Annotated in this window: 19 protein-coding genes; 18 read left to right on the top strand and 1 reads right to left on the bottom strand. The window is 28.9% G+C overall.

The window, feature by feature from the left end:
* Nucleotides 1-263: 263 nt before the first annotated feature.
* The 15 genes from ACTG45_RS14685 to ACTG45_RS14615 all read left to right on the top strand — a co-directional run bounded on the left by ACTG45_RS14685 (nucleotide 264) and on the right by ACTG45_RS14615 (nucleotide 13,139).
* Nucleotides 264-1,109, top strand: coding sequence for a sigma-E processing peptidase SpoIIGA (locus tag ACTG45_RS14685; protein WP_079747033.1), 846 nt, complete (start codon nucleotides 264-266; stop codon nucleotides 1,107-1,109).
* Nucleotides 1,110-1,133: 24 nt separating this feature from the next.
* Entirely contained in the window at nucleotides 1,134-1,856 is a 723-nt protein-coding gene (gene sigE / locus ACTG45_RS14680) for an RNA polymerase sporulation sigma factor SigE (RefSeq protein ID WP_021385541.1), read from the top strand.
* Nucleotides 1,857-1,947: 91 nt separating this feature from the next.
* On the top strand, nucleotides 1,948-2,721 hold the full coding sequence (gene sigG / locus ACTG45_RS14675) for an RNA polymerase sporulation sigma factor SigG (protein WP_021385524.1): 774 nt from the start codon (nucleotides 1,948-1,950) through the stop codon (nucleotides 2,719-2,721).
* Nucleotides 2,722-2,825: 104 nt separating this feature from the next.
* A complete protein-coding gene (locus ACTG45_RS14670; RefSeq protein WP_021385512.1) occupies nucleotides 2,826-3,089 on the top strand; it encodes a YlmC/YmxH family sporulation protein in 264 nt (87 codons plus the stop codon).
* Between the two features lie 22 nt (nucleotides 3,090-3,111).
* Nucleotides 3,112-3,573: a transcriptional regulator NrdR gene (gene nrdR, locus ACTG45_RS14665; RefSeq protein ID WP_021385527.1), complete on the top strand. Its 462-nt coding sequence runs from the start codon at nucleotides 3,112-3,114 to the stop codon at nucleotides 3,571-3,573.
* Nucleotides 3,570-4,331, top strand: a complete 762-nt coding sequence (gene pgeF / locus ACTG45_RS14660; protein ID WP_079747032.1) for a peptidoglycan editing factor PgeF — start codon at nucleotides 3,570-3,572, stop codon at nucleotides 4,329-4,331. The genes nrdR and pgeF overlap by 4 nt, the downstream gene beginning before the upstream one ends.
* Before the next feature lie 14 nt (nucleotides 4,332-4,345).
* Nucleotides 4,346-5,038, top strand: coding sequence for a winged helix-turn-helix domain-containing protein (locus tag ACTG45_RS14655; RefSeq protein ID WP_003416112.1), 693 nt, complete (start codon nucleotides 4,346-4,348; stop codon nucleotides 5,036-5,038).
* A 28-nt stretch (nucleotides 5,039-5,066) separates the two neighbouring features.
* Complete coding sequence (locus ACTG45_RS14650; RefSeq protein WP_021385406.1) at nucleotides 5,067-6,356, top strand: HAMP domain-containing sensor histidine kinase; 1,290 nt, start codon at nucleotides 5,067-5,069, stop codon at nucleotides 6,354-6,356.
* A gap of 54 nt (nucleotides 6,357-6,410) precedes the next feature.
* Nucleotides 6,411-7,343 (top strand): YIEGIA family protein, encoded by a 933-nt coding sequence (locus ACTG45_RS14645; RefSeq protein WP_021385421.1) that lies wholly within the window; start codon nucleotides 6,411-6,413, stop codon nucleotides 7,341-7,343.
* 44 nt (nucleotides 7,344-7,387) lie between these two features.
* Complete coding sequence (locus ACTG45_RS14640) at nucleotides 7,388-8,320, top strand: YIEGIA family protein (RefSeq protein ID WP_021385495.1); 933 nt, start codon at nucleotides 7,388-7,390, stop codon at nucleotides 8,318-8,320.
* A gap of 1 nt (nucleotide 8,321) precedes the next feature.
* Nucleotides 8,322-8,522, top strand: a complete 201-nt coding sequence (locus tag ACTG45_RS14635) for a capping complex subunit for YIEGIA (RefSeq protein WP_021385530.1) — start codon at nucleotides 8,322-8,324, stop codon at nucleotides 8,520-8,522.
* Nucleotides 8,523-8,759: 237 nt separating this feature from the next.
* Nucleotides 8,760-10,088 (top strand): DUF512 domain-containing protein, encoded by a 1,329-nt coding sequence (locus tag ACTG45_RS14630; protein WP_021385483.1) that lies wholly within the window; start codon nucleotides 8,760-8,762, stop codon nucleotides 10,086-10,088.
* Nucleotides 10,089-10,115: 27 nt separating this feature from the next.
* On the top strand, nucleotides 10,116-11,441 hold the full coding sequence (gene der, locus ACTG45_RS14625) for a ribosome biogenesis GTPase Der (protein WP_021385505.1): 1,326 nt from the start codon (nucleotides 10,116-10,118) through the stop codon (nucleotides 11,439-11,441).
* A gap of 33 nt (nucleotides 11,442-11,474) precedes the next feature.
* The gene (plsY, locus tag ACTG45_RS14620; protein WP_021385546.1) at nucleotides 11,475-12,089 is read left to right on the top strand and encodes a glycerol-3-phosphate 1-O-acyltransferase PlsY; all 615 of its coding nucleotides are present in this window, start codon (nucleotides 11,475-11,477) and stop codon (nucleotides 12,087-12,089) included.
* Between the two features lie 30 nt (nucleotides 12,090-12,119).
* Complete coding sequence (locus ACTG45_RS14615) at nucleotides 12,120-13,139, top strand: NAD(P)H-dependent glycerol-3-phosphate dehydrogenase (RefSeq protein WP_021385389.1); 1,020 nt, start codon at nucleotides 12,120-12,122, stop codon at nucleotides 13,137-13,139.
* Between the two features lie 67 nt (nucleotides 13,140-13,206).
* Here the strand turns inward: ACTG45_RS14615 and ACTG45_RS14610 are convergent, their stop codons facing one another.
* Nucleotides 13,207-13,857, bottom strand: a complete 651-nt coding sequence (locus ACTG45_RS14610; RefSeq protein WP_021385457.1) for a TetR family transcriptional regulator — start codon at nucleotides 13,855-13,857, stop codon at nucleotides 13,207-13,209.
* A gap of 316 nt (nucleotides 13,858-14,173) precedes the next feature.
* On the opposite strand from ACTG45_RS14610, the gene ACTG45_RS14605 reads away from it, so the two are divergent.
* The 3 genes from ACTG45_RS14605 (at nucleotide 14,174) to ACTG45_RS14595 (ending at nucleotide 18,184) form a co-directional block, all read left to right on the top strand.
* The gene (locus ACTG45_RS14605; RefSeq protein ID WP_479919256.1) at nucleotides 14,174-15,313 is read left to right on the top strand and encodes a M24 family metallopeptidase; all 1,140 of its coding nucleotides are present in this window, start codon (nucleotides 14,174-14,176) and stop codon (nucleotides 15,311-15,313) included.
* Nucleotides 15,314-15,360: 47 nt separating this feature from the next.
* Entirely contained in the window at nucleotides 15,361-16,779 is a 1,419-nt protein-coding gene (locus tag ACTG45_RS14600; RefSeq protein WP_479919255.1) for an APC family permease, read from the top strand.
* A gap of 109 nt (nucleotides 16,780-16,888) precedes the next feature.
* Nucleotides 16,889-18,184 carry an MFS transporter gene (locus ACTG45_RS14595; RefSeq protein WP_479919254.1) on the top strand — a complete coding sequence of 432 codons (1,296 nt, stop codon included), beginning with the start codon at nucleotides 16,889-16,891 and terminating at the stop codon, nucleotides 18,182-18,184.
* Nucleotides 18,185-18,296 lie beyond the last annotated feature (112 nt).

The raw sequence follows: 18,296 nt of genomic DNA, 5'->3' as shown, positions 1-18,296 counted from the left end.
TTGATATATTATTAGGTTACATAGTCTTTTTTTTATAAAAATATACCCCAAAAAGAACTAATAACTTCTACCTAGATATCTTAGATTCTACAAAAAAGCTTATTTGTTTGATACTAAAAAAATATCTTTTGGCGACATAAAGTATAAGACATATATCATTGTTATTTTTAAATAGAATTTGTTTTGGATTCGACCATCAAAAGTGACATAAAATTTTGTACATACTATCTTATAATATGTTTAAAGGTTTTAAGGGGGGATACATGGTGTATATTGAGTACTATGTTATAGAAAACCTAGTAATAAATTATATTATTATAAGTTGTACTTCTATTCTCACTAAAAAATACAATCCTAAAAAAAATAAGTTATTGGGGGCTAGTTTAGGAGGTGCCTATTCTGTTGCTTATTTGTATCCATCAATGAACATATTATTCACAGTACCATTCAAAATAATAATTATGAGTATAATAACTTTAATTTCATTTAGAAGTAAGAGTAAAAAAGATTATGTTCATGTAGCATTAGTTTTTTACTTAGTAAACATTTTTATTTCTGGAAGCACTTATTTTATAATTTATTTTACAGGAATAAGTCATTTAAAAATATCTTTCTTAATTGCATGTACTTATGTAAGTTGTGAATTGTTAAAGTACATTTATAAAGATTTGAAAATGCTTAAATACATCAAGGAACTTACAAAGACCATAAATATAAACTTATTAGAAAAGAGTTTTTGTTGTAAAGCTTTAGTGGATAGTGGGAACTTATTAAAAGACCCAATAAGTCAAAGTGATGTAATAATAGTTAAGTCAAGTGTGTTAGAAGGGTTTATTCCAGAAAATCTATTAAATATTAATTATGAAGACATAGATATGAAGAAAGCACAAGAGATTATAGGAAGCCTAGATGATAAAACGTCAGGTAGAGTTAGGATAATACCTTATAAACATGCTGGAAGTAATAAGACAAGCATAATAATAGGTCTAAAAGCTGACTATGTAGAAGTAGATGAGCAGAAGATAGGAAATATAATACTTGGTATATCAAATTTTAATGATAGAGAATATGGAGCAATAATGAATCCAAATATATTGCCTGGATTTTAGGTGAAAATTTAAGGGGGACAAGATATGTTACGATTGAAAGAGAGAATTATAAGCTTTATTACTATGTTAGGTATTAAATTAAAAATAATAAAGCCAAAGGGAATATACTATATGGGAGGGGCAAATATACTTCCTCCTCCATTAAAGCCAGAAGAAGAAATGGAAATTTTACAAAAACTGGAAACAGATGAAAGTGTAAAATCAATTTTGATAGAAAGAAATCTGAGATTAGTAGTCTACATATCTAGAAAGTTTGAAAATACAGGTATAGATGTAGAAGATTTAATTTCTATAGGAACTATAGGTTTGATAAAAGCAGTTAATACTTTCAAACTAAACAAAAACATAAAATTGGCAACTTATGCTTCAAGATGTATCGAAAATGAAATTTTAATGTACTTAAGGAAAAATAATAAAAAGAAAACAGAAGTATCATTTGATGAGCCTTTAAATATAGATTTAGATGGAAATGAACTTTTACTATCTGATGTTCTAGGTACAGAAAATGATGAAATATACAAAATAATCGAAGAAGAAATAGATAGAGATTTATTGGTTATGGCACTCGACAGATTAAGCGATAGAGAAAAGCAAATTATGGAATTAAGGTTTGGACTTATAGATAAAGGTATCGAAAAAACACAAAAAGAAGTTGCTGGAATGCTTGGAATATCTCAGTCTTACATATCTAGACTTGAAAAGAAAATAATTTCAAGATTACAGAAAGAAATGAAAAAATTTGTATAATGCTAAATTAATTCTTCTTAAAAAGTATAAAAAAATTGGAAATGTAAATAATTTCAATAGATGAATACTTTTGAGAGAGGACTGAAAATGTATGCAAGTTAATAAGGTTGAAATATGTGGTGTTAATACATCGGAACTTCCAGTTCTTAAAAATAAGCAAATGAAGGAACTTTTATTAAAAATAAAAAGTGGTGACGAAGAAGCTAGACAGCAGTTTGTAAGAGGGAATTTAAGATTAGTCTTGAGTGTAATAAAAAAGTTTAACAACAGAGGAGAAAACATAGACGATTTATTTCAAATAGGTTGTATCGGTCTTATAAAAGCTATAGATAACTTTGATTTAAGTCAAAATGTAAGGTTTTCAACTTATGCTGTTCCTATGATTATAGGAGAAATTAGAAGATATCTAAGAGACAATAACCCAATTAGAGTAAGTAGGTCATTAAAAGATATAGCATATAAGGCACTACAAGTTAGAGAAAGACTAATTAGAACAAATTCTAAAGAACCTACAGTATCAGAAATAGCAAAAGAATTAGAATTAGAAGTTGAGTCAGTTGTAATGGCACTAGATGCCATACAAGATCCAATATCTTTATTTGACCCAGTATATCAAGATAATGGAGATGCAATATTTGTTATGGACCAGGTTCAAGACAAAAAAGATACTGACGAAAATTGGTTGCAAGAAATATCACTTAAAGAAGCTATTAAGAAATTAAATAGTAGAGAGAAGTTGGTATTAGATTTAAGGTTTTATAAAGGAAGAACGCAGATAGAAGTTGCTGATGAAATCGGTATATCTCAAGCGCAAGTATCAAGAATTGAAAAAAATGCTTTAAAAAATATGAGAAAGTATGTATAAGTAATCCATGGACTGTAAACATTATTTTAAATTTAAATGACCTATATAGGTCATTTTTTTTTAACTCAATACATATTTATTTTTAAAGAAAGGGTGAGTATAATATGATTAGAGTTTCTGATATAATGGAAAAAGAAATTATAAATGTAAAAAATGGAAAAAGGATGGGATTTATAATAGACATAGATATGGATATTCATGAGGGAAAGGTAGTCTCATTTACCATTTTTGGAGATGGAAATAGAAATTTTTTTTCAAGAGGAGGGGATGAAGAAGTTATATTTTGGAATGATATACTTAAAATAGGTTGTGATACAATAATAGTAAATATAGGTTCAGAATTAAGCTTGGATGAATTTGAGATATAGTTAAAACAAAGGAGGAATATATATGCAATGTCCTTATTGTAATTATAAAGAATCAAAGGTAATAGATTCTAGACATACAGATTTAAAATCTATCAGAAGAAGACGTGAATGTGAATCATGTAAAAAGAGATTCACTACTTATGAGAAAATAGAAACAACTCCTTTAATGGTTATCAAAAAAGATAATAGTAGAGAGTATTTTGATAGAGAAAAGATAAAGTACGGGTTATTAAAAGCATGTGAAAAAAGACCTGTATCTATAGAAGAAATTGAAAGTATAGTTGTACATATTGAAAATGAAATAAATAAATGTTTTATAGAAGAAATTGAAACCAAAAGAATTGGTGAGATGGTAATGGATAAACTAAAAGACTTAGATGAAGTAGCTTATGTAAGGTTTGCTTCTGTGTATAGACAATTTAAAGATATAAATACTTTTGTAAATGAGCTTAAAAGTATATTGATAGAAAAAGGAGACAAATGATGAAAGATTATATAAATATAAAAAATGTACAAGATATTAAAGAGTATGTTAATTTAAATGGAGATTGTAAAGAACTTGATGAAAAATTAGATTCTGTAAATCTAGTTATAACATGTAAGAATGTAGATGCAAAAAATAAAGAAGATATGTTAAAAGTATGTAAAGAATGCGATTTAGCATTTGAGAACTTAACTAGTAATTCTCAAATACATTCAGATATAGTTAACATAGTAAATAAAGATACTATAGGAAAAAGAATAGATGGAGATGCACTTATAACGAACTTAGAGAAAGTACCTCTTTTATTATTTACAGCAGATTGTGTACCTATATCAATCATAGATGCTAAAAATAAAGCCATAGGACTGGCTCATGCAGGTTGGAGAGGTACTTTTAGTAATATAGGTCATAAAACAATTAAATTAATGTCTGAATGTTATAAAACGGTCCCTGAAGATTTAGTTTGTATAATTGGCCCATCAATTGGACCTTGTTGTTATGAAGTATCTGAGGATTTAGTAGAAAAATTTAACACAATTCTTACAAATAATGATGAAAAGTTCTATATAATAAAAGAGGGAAGTTACTATTTAGATTTATGGAAAATTAATGAGTACATGCTGAGATGTAGTGGAGTTAAAAAGGAGAATATAATAAATTTAAATTTATGCACTAGTTGTAGAGCAAATGAATTCCACTCTTATAGAAAACATAATAAGGCATCAGAACGAATAGGAACGGTACTACAGATAAAATAGAGAGGAGCTTTTTAATGAATACTAAAGTGCTTGTTATAGACGATGAAATGCATATAGTTGAGCTATTAAAATTCAATTTGGAGGTGTCAAATTACGAAGTTAGTTATTCGTATGATGGGTTTGATGGATTTATAAAAGCTAAGGAAATTAAACCAGATTTAATACTTTTAGATTGGATGCTACCAAATATAAGTGGAATAGAAGTTTTGAGAAAAATAAGAAGTGATAAAGATTTAAAAAATATTCCTGTTATAATGCTTACTGCTAAAAATATGGAAAATGACAAGGTAGAAGGGCTTGAAATAGGTGCTGATGACTATATAACTAAGCCATTTAGTATAAAGGAGTTGTTAGCTAGAATTAGTTCTGTTTTAAGAAGGTATAACTTGACTAGCTTAGGTGAAGAAAATAATATACTTACTACAGGTAATTTAAAATTAGATTTATCAAAGCATGAGGTCACTAAAGGTTCTGAAAAGATAGAGTTAACACTTAAAGAATTTGAACTGTTAAAATTATTAATTCAAAATAAAGGTAAAGTACTTTCAAGAAATTATCTTTTAGATAAAATATGGGGGTATGAATACTATGGAGAAACTAGAACAGTAGATGTTCATATAAGATATTTAAGAAAAAAAATAGAAGATGAAGATAAGTCAGAAAAATATATAGAGACTATAAGAGGTGTTGGATATAAAATAGATTAAAATGGTTATATTTTAGGAGTGTTATCTTGTGGAAGAATTAAATAGCATATATTTTTTTATTGTTATGTTATCAATAGCTATTGTGATATTGTCTGTAAGATATACAATAACATTAAGAAAATATTTAAAAGAATTTATATACGTCTCAAAAAAAGTAAGTAATAATGAATATCATGCTAGACTCAATATATCAGCTAAAGGAGAACTTGGAGAATTAGCTAGAAATTTTAATCATATGATAAAAAATATGGATAAAACATTAGAAGAGGTACAGTATAAACATTTACAGTTAAGGTCTATACTAAAGAGTATATCACATGGAATTCTAGCTATAGATGTAAATGGAAGTATACTTCTGATAAATGATGAAGCAAAAGAAATGATAAAAAGTGAACCAAATCAATTGGTGGAAGGCCACAACATTAATGTTGTAATAAAAGAAGAAGAAATATTAAAACAGATACTTAGATTTATTGGCTCTAAAGATAATGAAACTGCCCATATTACTACTAAAGATGATATAGTATATAAAATAAAAGTAGACCCAGTTTATCTTCAAAATACTAATAATGTAATAATAGGTTCGATAGTAAATATAGAAGATATTACTAAAAAAGTTAAACTTGAAAATATGAGAAGTGATTTTGTTGCAAATGTAAGTCATGAACTTAAAACACCTCTCACATCTATAAGTGGATTTGTTGAAACTCTAAAGTCAAATGAAAATATAGATGTAAATACTAGAAATAGATTCTTGGAAATAATAGAGAGTGAATCAGATAGATTAAAAAGATTGATTGATGATATATTACTATTATCATTCGTAGAAAATAAAGATACCCTTCTTATGGAAAATGTTGTAGTATATGATGTGTTTAAAGAAGTATATGAAATAACACAACATTCAGCTAAAGAAAAAAATATAGAAGTTTTATATAAATGTGATGATAAATCAATAAGTATATTATCTAATAAAGACTATATAAAACAAGTATTTTTAAACTTAGTTGATAATGCTATAAAATATACTCAGGATAATGGCATTGTGCAAGTTGTAGTTTCAAAAGATGAAGAAAAAATAGTAATCAAAGTTATAGATAATGGTGTAGGTATACCAAAAGAAGATGTAGAACGCATCTTTGAACGATTCTATAGGGTAGATAAAGCAAGAAGTAGAGATGTAGGAGGAACGGGTTTAGGATTGGCTATAACTAAGCATATAGTTAAATCGCTAAATGGATGTATAAAAGTAAAAAGTGAGCTTGGTATTGGTAGTGAGTTTATTGTTACGATACTACAAAAAAATTTCCTTAAATAGAAGGAAATTTTTTTTGTTTTTTGCACAAACTATATAAGAGAAGGAGCTGAGAAAATGGAAGAAAGTTTATTGAATGCAAATTTATTTAGACACTCTTTTATAGTTGCATTAGTTGTAGGAATATTATGTAGAGGATTAGTTTTAAGAGTTACAGACAAACAGTACCCATCAAGACCACAAGATTACTTAGAACAGATAATTATATCTGGGCTTTCAGCTTCATTAGGTGCGATAGCATTGCCTGCACTTATAGATAAAGAATTTGCTGCATTGACATTTTTTGCAGTAGCAATACAACAATTTCAAGGTCTTGCAGAGCAAGAAAGAATAACATTAAAGAATATTGATAATGAAGAATTAGTGCCAAAAGGAGATGCCTATGTCGAAGAAATAGCATCTACTTATGAATCTAGAAGTTATATAAGTCTATTTTCTGCATTAGTATCTTCTATAGTTTATATTGTTTTTGCGAGAAAATATGACCTTGGATTCTTTTACTGTACAGTATTAGCTGTTGTGGCAGGAGCTATTGTTGGTGTAATTTTTAGAAGGTTTTTAAGAAGAAATAGTATAGCTGATATAGCAGATATAGTTCCTGCTAAAATAAGTTTTGAAGGACCTATCTTAATGGTTAATGGTGTAATAATAACTAATATAGGTTTGGAAAGTACAAGAGAAAAATACAAAAATGAATGTCTAGCTATAGAAGTTATACCAAGAAACTTAGGTGCATTTGGAATAGTAAATGATGTAGGGCAAAGACAAGCTATTATACATAATCTATTTATTCATATGGGTATAGATAAAGATGTAGATGAGGTTGATATTGTAGCTATATCTAAGACTAATTTAGAAAAAAGTACCGTAGTTATACCATATATGCCAATACTAAAAGATATAGATACCATGATAAAGGTAGTAAAGAGTACACCTATTATAGAGACATCAAAAGGAAAGCAGAGTGATTTTTCTAGGAAAACTTTGTAGATTTACAGGTAAAATTTTAAATTAAATATTTTAGGAGTGATTTAATGGATAGAGTATTTTTTGTCGCTGTTATTATTGGTATGACATCTAGAATTATAATGTTGAACTTAGACCAAAAACAGTACCCAACGCAACCAAATGTTTTGCTATCTCAACTTATATTAGCATTCGTTGCTTCTTCATTAGGAGCATTATTAGTTCCAGCTCTTATAAATCGTTCTTATACATCTATAACATTTTTATCTCTTGCAGCAGAACAATTTAGACAAGTAAGAGCAAATAGAAGGAATACATTACAAAACCTAGAGGAAGTTCAGCTTGTAAAGAGAGGAGCTGCATTCATAGAGGAGATAGCTAGGACTTATGAAGTAAGAAATTATATGTGTATAGTTACATCTTTTTTAACAATAGGACTGTATTATGTAATACTTGCAGAAACGAAAATAAGTGAAGGTATGAGTTTGATAATAAGTTCAATTTGTGGATTATTGTTAGCCTTTATACTAAAAAAACTACTTACTAGAAAAAGTATTGGAGATATAGCTGATGTAATGCCTGCTGAGATTAGTTTTGTGGACGAGTCTATATTGAAGGTAGGAGATTTAAAAGGTATAACAAATATAGGTCTAAAAAGTGATAGAGAAGTATATATTAATAGAGGTGTAGGAATACAAATAATTCCTAAAAATAAAGATTATGCTAATGCGGGAATATTATTTGATTCAGGTCAAAGACAAGCAATAGTATACAATATATATTCAAGGTTAGGTTTATATGGAGATTATGGAGAACCTTCATTTGTACCATTACCTAGAAGAAATAAAGATGATGAAAGTATAATGATTGCTTATTTACCAATCGATAAGAATGTAGAAAAAGTGATGGAAGCTGTAAAGTCATGTCCAATACTTTCAAGTTCTAAAGGAAAAAACTTATCACTAAAAAATTATAAAATAGGAAAGAAAGGAAGTGCATAAGATGGGAATGGATATAGGTTTAAATGAATATACACTAGCTATAGTTACACTTGATAAGAATATGAAAAATGGTGGAGGTTGCCCAATCTTTTATGCAAATGATGAGAAAGACTTGCAAAATAAAGCAATGTTAATGTCAAAGTGCGTAGGTGGAATGGTTCATGATATGACAAATGGAACGCTGATTATAGTAAAACATTAAAGTTATAAAATGTTTCTAATAACAAATAATATTCAAATTTTTAAAATACTTAAATTTGAATATTATTTGTTTTAATCTTTTTTATAGCTATTTACTTATATTGACTATTAGAATTAAAATGTGTTATTATGACATGAAATGCTTAAAAATGCTATTATAAAATATAATAAACTTACAAACTATATATGAAAATATATTATAATAAGCTTTGATGAAAACAAAAGAGTGGTGAAAAAATTGGAAGTAAATGTAAAAAAAATAAATAATATTATAAGTAAGGTTTACAAAGATAGTATTGCAGAAGAAATAGGCATAGAAGTAGGAGATTTACTTATATCTGTGAATGAACAGCCAATACATGATATAATAGAGTATAGATTCTTACTAAGTGATGAATATCTAGAGGTAGAGATACAAAAAAAAGATGGCGAAGTCTACATATACGAGATAGAAAAAGACTATGATGAAGATTTGGGTGTTGAATTTACAAATCCAATAATTGACCAAGCTAAAAGTTGTAGAAATAAGTGTATGTTTTGTTTTATAGACCAGTTGCCAGAAGGAATGAGAGAAACTCTTTATTTTAAAGATGATGATTCAAGATTATCTTTTTTGCAAGGAAATTTTGTTACACTTACAAACATGAGTGAAGAAGATATAAATAATATCATTAAATATAGAATAAGTCCTATAAATATATCTGTGCATACGACTAATCCAGAATTAAGACAAAAAATGATAAGCAATAAATTTGCAGGAAAATTATATGGTATAATGAAGAGATTGGCAGATGCTCATATAGAAATGAACTGTCAAATTGTTTTATGTCCAGGTATAAATGACAGAAAAGAATTAGAGAGAACAATAAAAGAATTAGCTCAACTTTATCCATATGTGAATAGTGTTGCTATAGTACCTGTTGGAATTACAAAACACAGAGAAAATTTGGCAAATCTAGACATATTTGATAGTGAAGGTGCAAGTAGAACTATAGAGCAGATACACAAGATGCAAAAAAAATATCTTAATGAAATAGGGACTCGATTTGCCTTTTTATCAGATGAATTTTATATATTATCTAGTAGAGAGTTACCTACATATGAAGAATATGAAGGTTTTTTACAGTTTGAAGATGGTGTCGGAATGATACGTAGATTAAAATCAGAAATTGAAGAATATTTAAATACATTACCAGAAAAGATTCTTAAAAGAGAGAAAAAAGTTTCAATAGCTACTGGTCATTCTGCGTATGAATTTATACAAAGTATGGCAGATGCTATGATGGACAAGTTTCAAAATCTTCAAGTAGATGTATATGAAATAAAAAATAAATTTTTTGGAGAGACAATAACCGTATCAGGTCTTTTAACAGCTAAAGATTTAAGAGAGCAACTTGAAAATAAAGAATTAGGAGAAGCTCTTTATATAACAAGAAGCATGCTAAAAGCAGATGAAGAAATTTTCTTAGATAATATTGAATTAAATCAATTAGAAGAACTTATGAAAATAAAAATTATCCCATGTTTGAATGAAGGAAAAGACTTTGTGGATAAAATTTTAAAATAGAAAACAAAAGATGGAAGGAGAAACAACATGAGTATAAGTAGGCCAGTTGTAGCTGTAGTTGGGAGACCAAACGTTGGTAAGTCTACAATATTTAATAAATTCGCAGGAAAAAGGATATCGATAGTTGAAAATACACCTGGAGTTACAAGGGATAGAATATTTGCTGAAGTAGAGTGGTTAGATAAGTATTTTACATTAGTGGATACAGGAGGAATTGAACCTGATAGTGAGGACATAATATTATCTCAAATGAGAAATCAAGCTATGCTTGCAATGGACATGTCACATGTCATACTTTTTATAGTTGATGGTAAGGCTGGAATAACAGCTGCTGATAAAGAAATTGCCCAGTTGCTTAGAAAGACAAAAAAACCAGTAATCTTAGTAGTTAATAAGATTGATAGCCAAAGTCAATTTGATAATATATATGATTTTTATGAATTAGGATTTGGAACTCCTTTTGCAGTTTCAGGAGCCAATAGTATGGGCTTTGGAGATTTATTAGATGAGATAGTTGAAAATTTTCCAGCAGGATTAGATACAGAGTATGAAGAAGATATAATAAGAGTAGCTATAACAGGTAAACCAAATGCAGGAAAAAGTTCTATACTTAACAAAATACTTGGAGAAGAAAGAGTAATTGTAAGTCCGATTGCAGGAACTACTAGAGATGCAATTGATACTTATTTTGAAAAGAATGGACAGAAATTTCTTCTGATAGATACAGCAGGACTTAGAAGAAAAAGTAAAATATATGAAACAATAGAAAAATACAGTGTAATAAGAGCTATGAGTGCTGTGGATAGAGCAGATGTAGTATTGATAGTAATAGATGCCCTAGAAGGTGTAACAGAACAAGATACAAAAGTAGCAGGTATAGCACATGATGAAGGTAAAGGATGTATATTTGTAGTCAATAAATGGGACTTAATAGAGAAAGATAATAAGACTATGAGTAATTACACAAAAGATATAAAAGAAAAATTTCCATTTATGATGTATGCTCCAATCGTGTTTGTTTCTGCAAAGACTAATCAGAGAATGAATAAGATATTGGATACAGTTGAGTATGTATCAAATGAACATTCTAAGAGAATATCAACTTCATCATTAAATGAAGTAATTGGAGAAGCAGTAATGTTAAATCAACCACCATCTGATAAAGGTAGAAGATTAAAAATTTACTATGGAACTCAAACAGATATTAGACCTCCTAAAATTACATTGTTTATAAATGATAAGGACTTAACTCACTTCTCATATCAAAGGTATCTTGAAAATAAGATAAGAGAAAATTTTGGATTTGAAGGAACATCCATAAAGTTTGAGTATAGACAAAAAAATAAGAAATAAGTATTTAAAATATAACTAAAAGGGGGAAATTCAGTGGAGATATTTAGTTATATAATTATCGCTGTAGTTGCATATCTTTTAGGTAACATATCGACTTCATACATAGTTGCAAAGCGAATTGCTGGAGTTGATATAAGGACTCAAGGTTCAGGTAATGCAGGTTCAACAAATGTGCTTAGGACACTTGGAAAAAGAGCAGGAGCAATGACATTTTTAGGTGATGTTCTTAAAGGTGTAATGGCTGTTTTAATATCAGAGCTTGCAGCAAGATTAGTTGGTATAGATACTCTTTTAGCTGGATATCTGGCAGTTATATGTGTTGTGGCAGGTCATAATTGGCCAGCAGTTTTAGGGTTTAGAGGAGGTAAAGGTGTTGCAACTTCGTTAGGAGCAATGCTCGCTGTAAATCCAGTAATAACACTAATGTGTCTAGCAGTATTTATATTGGTGGTAGTTATAACAAAGTATGTTTCTTTAGGTTCTGTTGTAGGAATAGGATGTTCACCAATATTTATGATTATAGTAAAAAATAAAGCTGGTTTAATAGTAGCTTTGTTTTTAACCGCATCAGTAATATATAATCACAGAGCAAATATAAAGCGATTATTAAATGGGACAGAGAGAAAGATTGGTCAAAAGAAAGAATAGTAAATATATTATACTCAGGTGGTGTTAAACATGGAGAAAGTATGTGTATTAGGTACTGGAAGTTGGGGAAGTGCATTAGCTTTAGGTCTCGCAAAAAAAGGTAACGATGTGAGTATGTGGACTCGAAAAGAAGAGCAAGCCAAAAAAATAAACAGAACTAAAGAAAATACAGACTATTTACCAGGAGTATTATTTCCAAATAATATAACTATAAGTACTGATATAGAAAAAACTATAAAAGATTGTAAGGTGATAGTTTTAGCAGTTCCATCACAGGCCGTAAGGAGTACTTGTCAAAAAATAAAACCATTTATAAAAGAGGGACAAATTATTGTTAATGTAGCAAAAGGTCTCGAAAAAGGTACTGGACTTAGATTATCTCAAGTCTGTGAAGAAGAATTACCACAAAATCCATATGTAATACTATCTGGACCATCTCATGCTGAAGAAGTAGCAAAAGATATCCCTACAACAGTAGTAGTAGCTTCTAAAGAGTTAAAAATAGCACAGAGGATACAAGATTTATTTATGAGCCCTAAACTTAGAGTTTATACGAATCCAGATATAGTTGGAGTAGAACTTGGAGGAGCATTAAAAAATATTATAGCCTTTGGAGCTGGGATATGTGATGGATTAGGGTATGGTGACAATGCAAAAGCTGCTCTTATGACAAGAGGTATTAGTGAAATGAGTAGACTTGGAATTGCTATGGGAGCTAACATGCCTACATTTGCAGGTCTTTCAGGCATAGGAGATTTAATTGTTACTTGTACAAGTATGCATAGTAGAAATAGAAGAGCTGGTATACTTATAGGTAAAGGTATGAGCTTAGAAGATACTTTAAAAGAAGTCAAGATGGTTGTAGAAGGTATAACTGCGACTGAAGTAGCACATGATGTAGCTGAAAAGTTGAATATAGACATGCCAATAACTAATGCTATATACTCTGTAATAAATAAAGGTTCAGATCCAAAGGAAGTTGGAATAGAACTAATGATGAGAAGTAAAAAGCATGAAATGGAAGAAGTAGTTTTAGGTGATGATATATAAATCATTGAAATGTAAAATAATAGATATATTTTAGCCCTCTTTTATATAAAAGAGGGCTATTTTAATTTTATTTAGCATGTTTTATTATGTATTCAATAGAAGAAATCATTTTCACAGTTAATTCATCATCATTAGAATTTTTTTCTATGTTCTTTTTTAAGAATAAGAGATTTTGATAAAACGAGATAATTATATCATTTATTATATCTAAATCTTTTGCGGGTATATATTGTGCATCTACAAGATTATTCAATAGTATTTTATTTCTTTCTTTTATACTTTTTCCTGTAATCATTAGGGAGATATCACTATCATGAGTACCTAAATCTTCTGGAAACATATTATAATACTGTTTTGTTATATAACTGAGTTCCTCGCTAGACAAGTTAAAAAATATCTTATAAAAAGCCTCAGCATTTTCAAAAGAATGTTTACAAAATAATTTCCACATAATTATATATTTCTGATATTCATCAGTAACCCCTTCTATGCACCTAGAAATACTCAGATTGTACTCTTTAAAATATTTTATAGATGCAAATGATATTAGGTGGTCTAAATTTTTAAAATAGTTGTATAGAGTTGAACTGTTGTAGCCAGCCATATTTGCAACTTTACGTAGCGTAATATTTTCTATACCTTCATTTTCCATGATATTTTGGGCAGCTTCTATGAAATACATTAATATCCTTTTCTTTTGTAATTCTTTATTTGTCATTTTATTCACCTACAAATAATCAATATAGTTTATATAATCGTGATTTTATCATTAAATTTACTATAAATCAAGAATAATGTTCTAACACCTAATATATATTGTTATTTTTTAGATAATTTAAAATAAAACTAAAATAAAAAATATTTAAAACATAATCATGATTGACAAAATAATCATGATTATGATAAAATAATCACAAATAAATTTGATTTACATACAAATGCAACAAGGATTAAAATATTGAAGATTTTAAAAATAAGATATTTATCATTGTTGTATTAAATAAATTATCTAAATATTAAGAAAGAGGTGTACTATGTCAAATAACATGAGACTAGAAAGATTAAGAAAGTATATGAGTGAAAAAAACATTGAAATTGGTTTAATATTTGAACCAGATAATCAATTTTATATTAGTGGATTTAAAGCAATAACTTATTCTAGACCAATTGTAACAGTAGTAACTAAAGATAAAATAGAACTAATAGTACCTGGATTAGAAGAATTACATGCTAAAGAAGTTGCAAAAGTTGATAATGTATATGTATATTATGAAATACCAGAAATGAAAGAACATGGAATATCGCATAAGCATTATTTAGATATAATTTTAAGTAGATATCCTAAAGGAACAATTGTTGGAATAGAAAAAGATATAGTGTCTGCAAGCTTCTCAGAATATATAACTGATAAGTCATTTGACATTAAAGATATTGGAAGTAAAATATTTGAAATGAGATATGTAAAAGATGCAGAAGAGATAGAATTTTTGAAGATAGCTGGTTATTTATCTGATATAGGTATAAAAGGGTCTTTGGAAAATGTTAGAGTTGGAATGAGTGAGTTGGAATTTGATGTAGCAGGGGACAATGCTTTGTTAAAATACGTATCTGAAAATTATCCTGATACATATATAGGGTTTGCAAACTGGACTTGTTCTGGGATTGATAGAACAGCACAACCACATTTAGATTCTAATACTAGAATACTTCAAAGAGGAGACATAGTGATACATAGTAGACAGGTTTGGTATGAAAATTATAGAGCAGAAAATGAGAGAACTTTTATCATAGGTAAGCCAACGGAAAGACAAAAAGAAGTATTTAAGATAGCAGTGGAGGCTCAACAGGCGGGATTAGATACAATAAAAGCTGGTATACCAGCAAGAATGGTTGATGAAGCAGCAAGAGCTGTTGTTGCAAAACATGGTCTAGAACTATATGCAAATCATAGGATTGGACATGGCTTAGGTTTATCAGAGCATGAAGAACCATATTTAAGATTTGACAATGAATTAATATTAGAAGAAGGTATGGTATTTTCTATGGAGCCAGGAATATATATACCTGGAGTTGGAGGATTTAGACACTCTGATACAGCAATAGTGGGTAAGAATGGTGCTACAATTATAACTAATTATCCAAGAAGTGTTGAAGACCTTATACTTGATATTTAATTAGGATATGAATATATTCAAGTAAATTTAAAATTGGAGGAATTATAGTGAAAAAGAAAATTGGATTTTGGGATTTAGTATTTATGAATATATCAGCATTATTTGGGATTAGATGGATAGCTAAATCTACTGCTTCTAGTTTTGGTTTGGGTCTTGGTTCAATACCAGTTTGGTTATTGTTTGCTTTTATATTCTTTGTACCAGCATCACTTATATGTGCAGAGTTGGCAGCAACATATCCAAAAGATGGTGGACTTGGAGAGTGGGTTAAACAAGCTTATGGAGAAAAGTGGGGATTTATGGTGTCATGGTTAAATTGGACATCAAAGATATTTTGGTATTCTTCTTTTTTGACATTTTTAGCTATAAACATTGCCTATATGCTTGGAAATCCAGAACTATCAAACAATAAAATATTTATTTTAGTACTTTCACTTATAATATTCTGGATATTATCCCTAATAAGTACTCGAGGAATGGCATTTGGAAAATTCTTTACAAACACAGGAGCATTAGGTTCTACAATTCCTGCAATATTACTTATAGTAATGGCATTTATGTCTGTAGTTATTCTTAAAAAAGCTCCATCAGCATCTGTATATACAATTCAAAATATATTACCAAAGATAGATGCAAATGCATTAGTTTCTATATCTGCCATAATATTTGCTCTATCAGGAGCTGAAACGACTGCTAATTTTATAACTGAAATGGATAATGCTAAGAAAAACTTTCCTAAAGCTATATTGACAGTAGCTGTGTTAATAGGAGGAATCTATATTCTAGGTTCAGTAGCAATAACAATGATACTTCCTCCAAATGAAATTGCAGCATCGACAGGTATACTCGATGCATTAGCTAAGGTTGCACAAGATTTAGGTATAGGAAACTGGTTTATAAGAGTGGTTGCGTTTGGAATAACCTTATCAGTACTTGGAGCATTAATACTTTATATAGCAGGTCCAGTAAAGATGCTTTTTGGAAATGTAAAAGAAGGCGTATTTCCTAAGAAATTAACTGATACAAATGAACACAATATACCATCAAATGCAGTATTGATTCAAGCTATAATCGTAAGTCTACTTCTTATAGGCTCAAATTTATTGCCATCAGTGGACAATATATATAATGTTCTTGTTACTATGACAGCATTAACCGCATTATTTCCATATGTGTTGCTTTTCACATCTTATATAAGGCTGAGAAAGACAAGACCAAATGAAGAAAGACCTTATTCAATTTCCAAAAGTAATTTGGTTTGTATAAATATAGCTAGGATGGTACTTGTAGTGACTGTTGTTGGTATACTTTTCTCAACAGCACCAGTCATGGAAACTTTAAAAGATAATATAGTTTATGAGATTGAGATGATAGGTGGAGGACTTTTTGTCATAATAACAGGTTTAATGATATGGAAGAATTATGACAAGAAAATGTTGAATAACACAGGAATTTCTCATAAGTAAAAATATATGTACGAATCAAAAAACAATACACTAATAATTTCTATTGTATTTTAAATAACTAATAGGAAGTCATTATAAAAATTTATGAGTACTTACATAAGGAGGGAATATGTCAACTGAAGCAAACAAACCAAGTATTTGGAAAAATTTCAAAGTATTGATAATACTCTTTGTAGCAGGAGCATTTATATATGCTTTACCGTATTTAAAGAACTATTATTATGATACCTTTTCACAAGCGTTCAATCTTACAAACACACAAATGGGAAGTCTAGGAAGTATTTATGGCCTCCTTGCAATGGTATCGTACCTTTTTGGTGGCTTCTTAGCAGATCGTATTTCAGCTAGAAAGCTACTTTCAGGTTCCTTAATTATTACAGGAGTATTAGGGCTTGTATTAACTCTCTATCCTCCATATATTGTTGTATTTTTAATCCATGCTTTATGGGGAATAACGACGATTCTTACTTTTTGGCCAGCTCTTGTAAAAGCTGTTAGGATGTTAGCATCTGAAAATGAACAAGGTAAGGCTTTTGGATTTATGGAAAGTGGTCGTGGAATTACCAATGCAATTCATTTATCCCTAGTATTAGTATTATTTGGTTACATTTCATCCAAAGTAAGTGATAAAACTGGTCTTACAGCTATTATAGTACTGTATTCAGCTATAAATGTAATAGTTGGAGTATTAGTATTTTTAAAGTTAAAGGATAATGAAAAAGAAGTATCAGCTAAGTTTGATAAAGAAGCTTTCTTTGCGGTGATAAAAATGCCTCATACATGGGTAATAACAATAATCATGTTTTGTTCATATTCAGCTAATATGTCATTTTACTACTTCACACCATATTCAACTGAGGCATTTGGAGCAACAGTAGTATTTGCATCTGCAATATCAATATTAGCTCAATACTGTAGACCAGTAGCATCGGCTGTTTCTGGGTTACTTGGAGATAAGGTTGGTTCATCAAAGATTATATCTTATGGATTTATACTTATGATTATAGGTCTTTTAGGTGTAATACTTACACCAACAAAAGCATCTATGATTTATATATTATTGATTGGATGTGTTGCAATATATGTATCTATGTATGCAATTCAAGGCTTACACTATTCATTACTTGAAGAAGGTAATTATTCATTATCAATATCAGGAACTGCTATAGGTATAGTTGCTACATTAGGATATCTTCCAGAAGTACTTTGTCCATTAGCAGCAGGAAAGATATTAGATACATTTCCAGGTGTGACTGGATATAAATATTACTTTATAGCTCTTACTATAGTAGCTATAATTGGATTGGTGTTTACATTTGTATGGATGAATATGACCAAAGAAAGACGTAAAGAGCTTATTCAAATGAATAATAAGTTAAGTGAAAGTATTACTAAAGTCAGTTAATATAACTCACTACTATTTGGGCTAGCATATTAATTTAATTTACATTGAAATTCACAAATTTTTCTATGTAATTCAATTTAATATTGCTGGTCTTTATTTTTCTATTTTAAGA

The organism is Clostridioides sp. LIBA-7602, assembly GCF_056688945.1.
This window is presented reverse-complemented; position numbering and strand designations above follow the sequence as displayed.

What these genes read in the sequence shown, in the direction of transcription:
- ACTG45_RS14640 (WP_021385495.1), top strand. Translation starts at nt 7,388, where the DNA reads ATGGATAGAGTATTTTTTGTCGCTGTTATTATTGGTATGACATCTAGA.
- der (WP_021385505.1), top strand. Translation starts at nt 10,116, where the DNA reads ATGAGTATAAGTAGGCCAGTTGTAGCTGTAGTTGGGAGACCAAACGTT.
- nrdR (WP_021385527.1), top strand. Translation starts at nt 3,112, where the DNA reads ATGCAATGTCCTTATTGTAATTATAAAGAATCAAAGGTAATAGATTCT.
- ACTG45_RS14595 (WP_479919254.1), top strand. Translation starts at nt 16,889, where the DNA reads ATGTCAACTGAAGCAAACAAACCAAGTATTTGGAAAAATTTCAAAGTA.
- ACTG45_RS14605 (WP_479919256.1), top strand. Translation starts at nt 14,174, where the DNA reads ATGTCAAATAACATGAGACTAGAAAGATTAAGAAAGTATATGAGTGAA.
- ACTG45_RS14610 (WP_021385457.1), bottom strand. Translation starts at nt 13,857, where the DNA reads ATGACAAATAAAGAATTACAAAAGAAAAGGATATTAATGTATTTCATA.
- ACTG45_RS14645 (WP_021385421.1), top strand. Translation starts at nt 6,411, where the DNA reads ATGGAAGAAAGTTTATTGAATGCAAATTTATTTAGACACTCTTTTATA.
- sigG (WP_021385524.1), top strand. Translation starts at nt 1,948, where the DNA reads ATGCAAGTTAATAAGGTTGAAATATGTGGTGTTAATACATCGGAACTT.
- ACTG45_RS14635 (WP_021385530.1), top strand. Translation starts at nt 8,322, where the DNA reads ATGGGAATGGATATAGGTTTAAATGAATATACACTAGCTATAGTTACA.
- sigE (WP_021385541.1), top strand. Translation starts at nt 1,134, where the DNA reads ATGTTACGATTGAAAGAGAGAATTATAAGCTTTATTACTATGTTAGGT.
- pgeF (WP_079747032.1), top strand. Translation starts at nt 3,570, where the DNA reads ATGATGAAAGATTATATAAATATAAAAAATGTACAAGATATTAAAGAG.
- ACTG45_RS14685 (WP_079747033.1), top strand. Translation starts at nt 264, where the DNA reads ATGGTGTATATTGAGTACTATGTTATAGAAAACCTAGTAATAAATTAT.
- ACTG45_RS14615 (WP_021385389.1), top strand. Translation starts at nt 12,120, where the DNA reads ATGGAGAAAGTATGTGTATTAGGTACTGGAAGTTGGGGAAGTGCATTA.
- ACTG45_RS14655 (WP_003416112.1), top strand. Translation starts at nt 4,346, where the DNA reads ATGAATACTAAAGTGCTTGTTATAGACGATGAAATGCATATAGTTGAG.
- ACTG45_RS14670 (WP_021385512.1), top strand. Translation starts at nt 2,826, where the DNA reads ATGATTAGAGTTTCTGATATAATGGAAAAAGAAATTATAAATGTAAAA.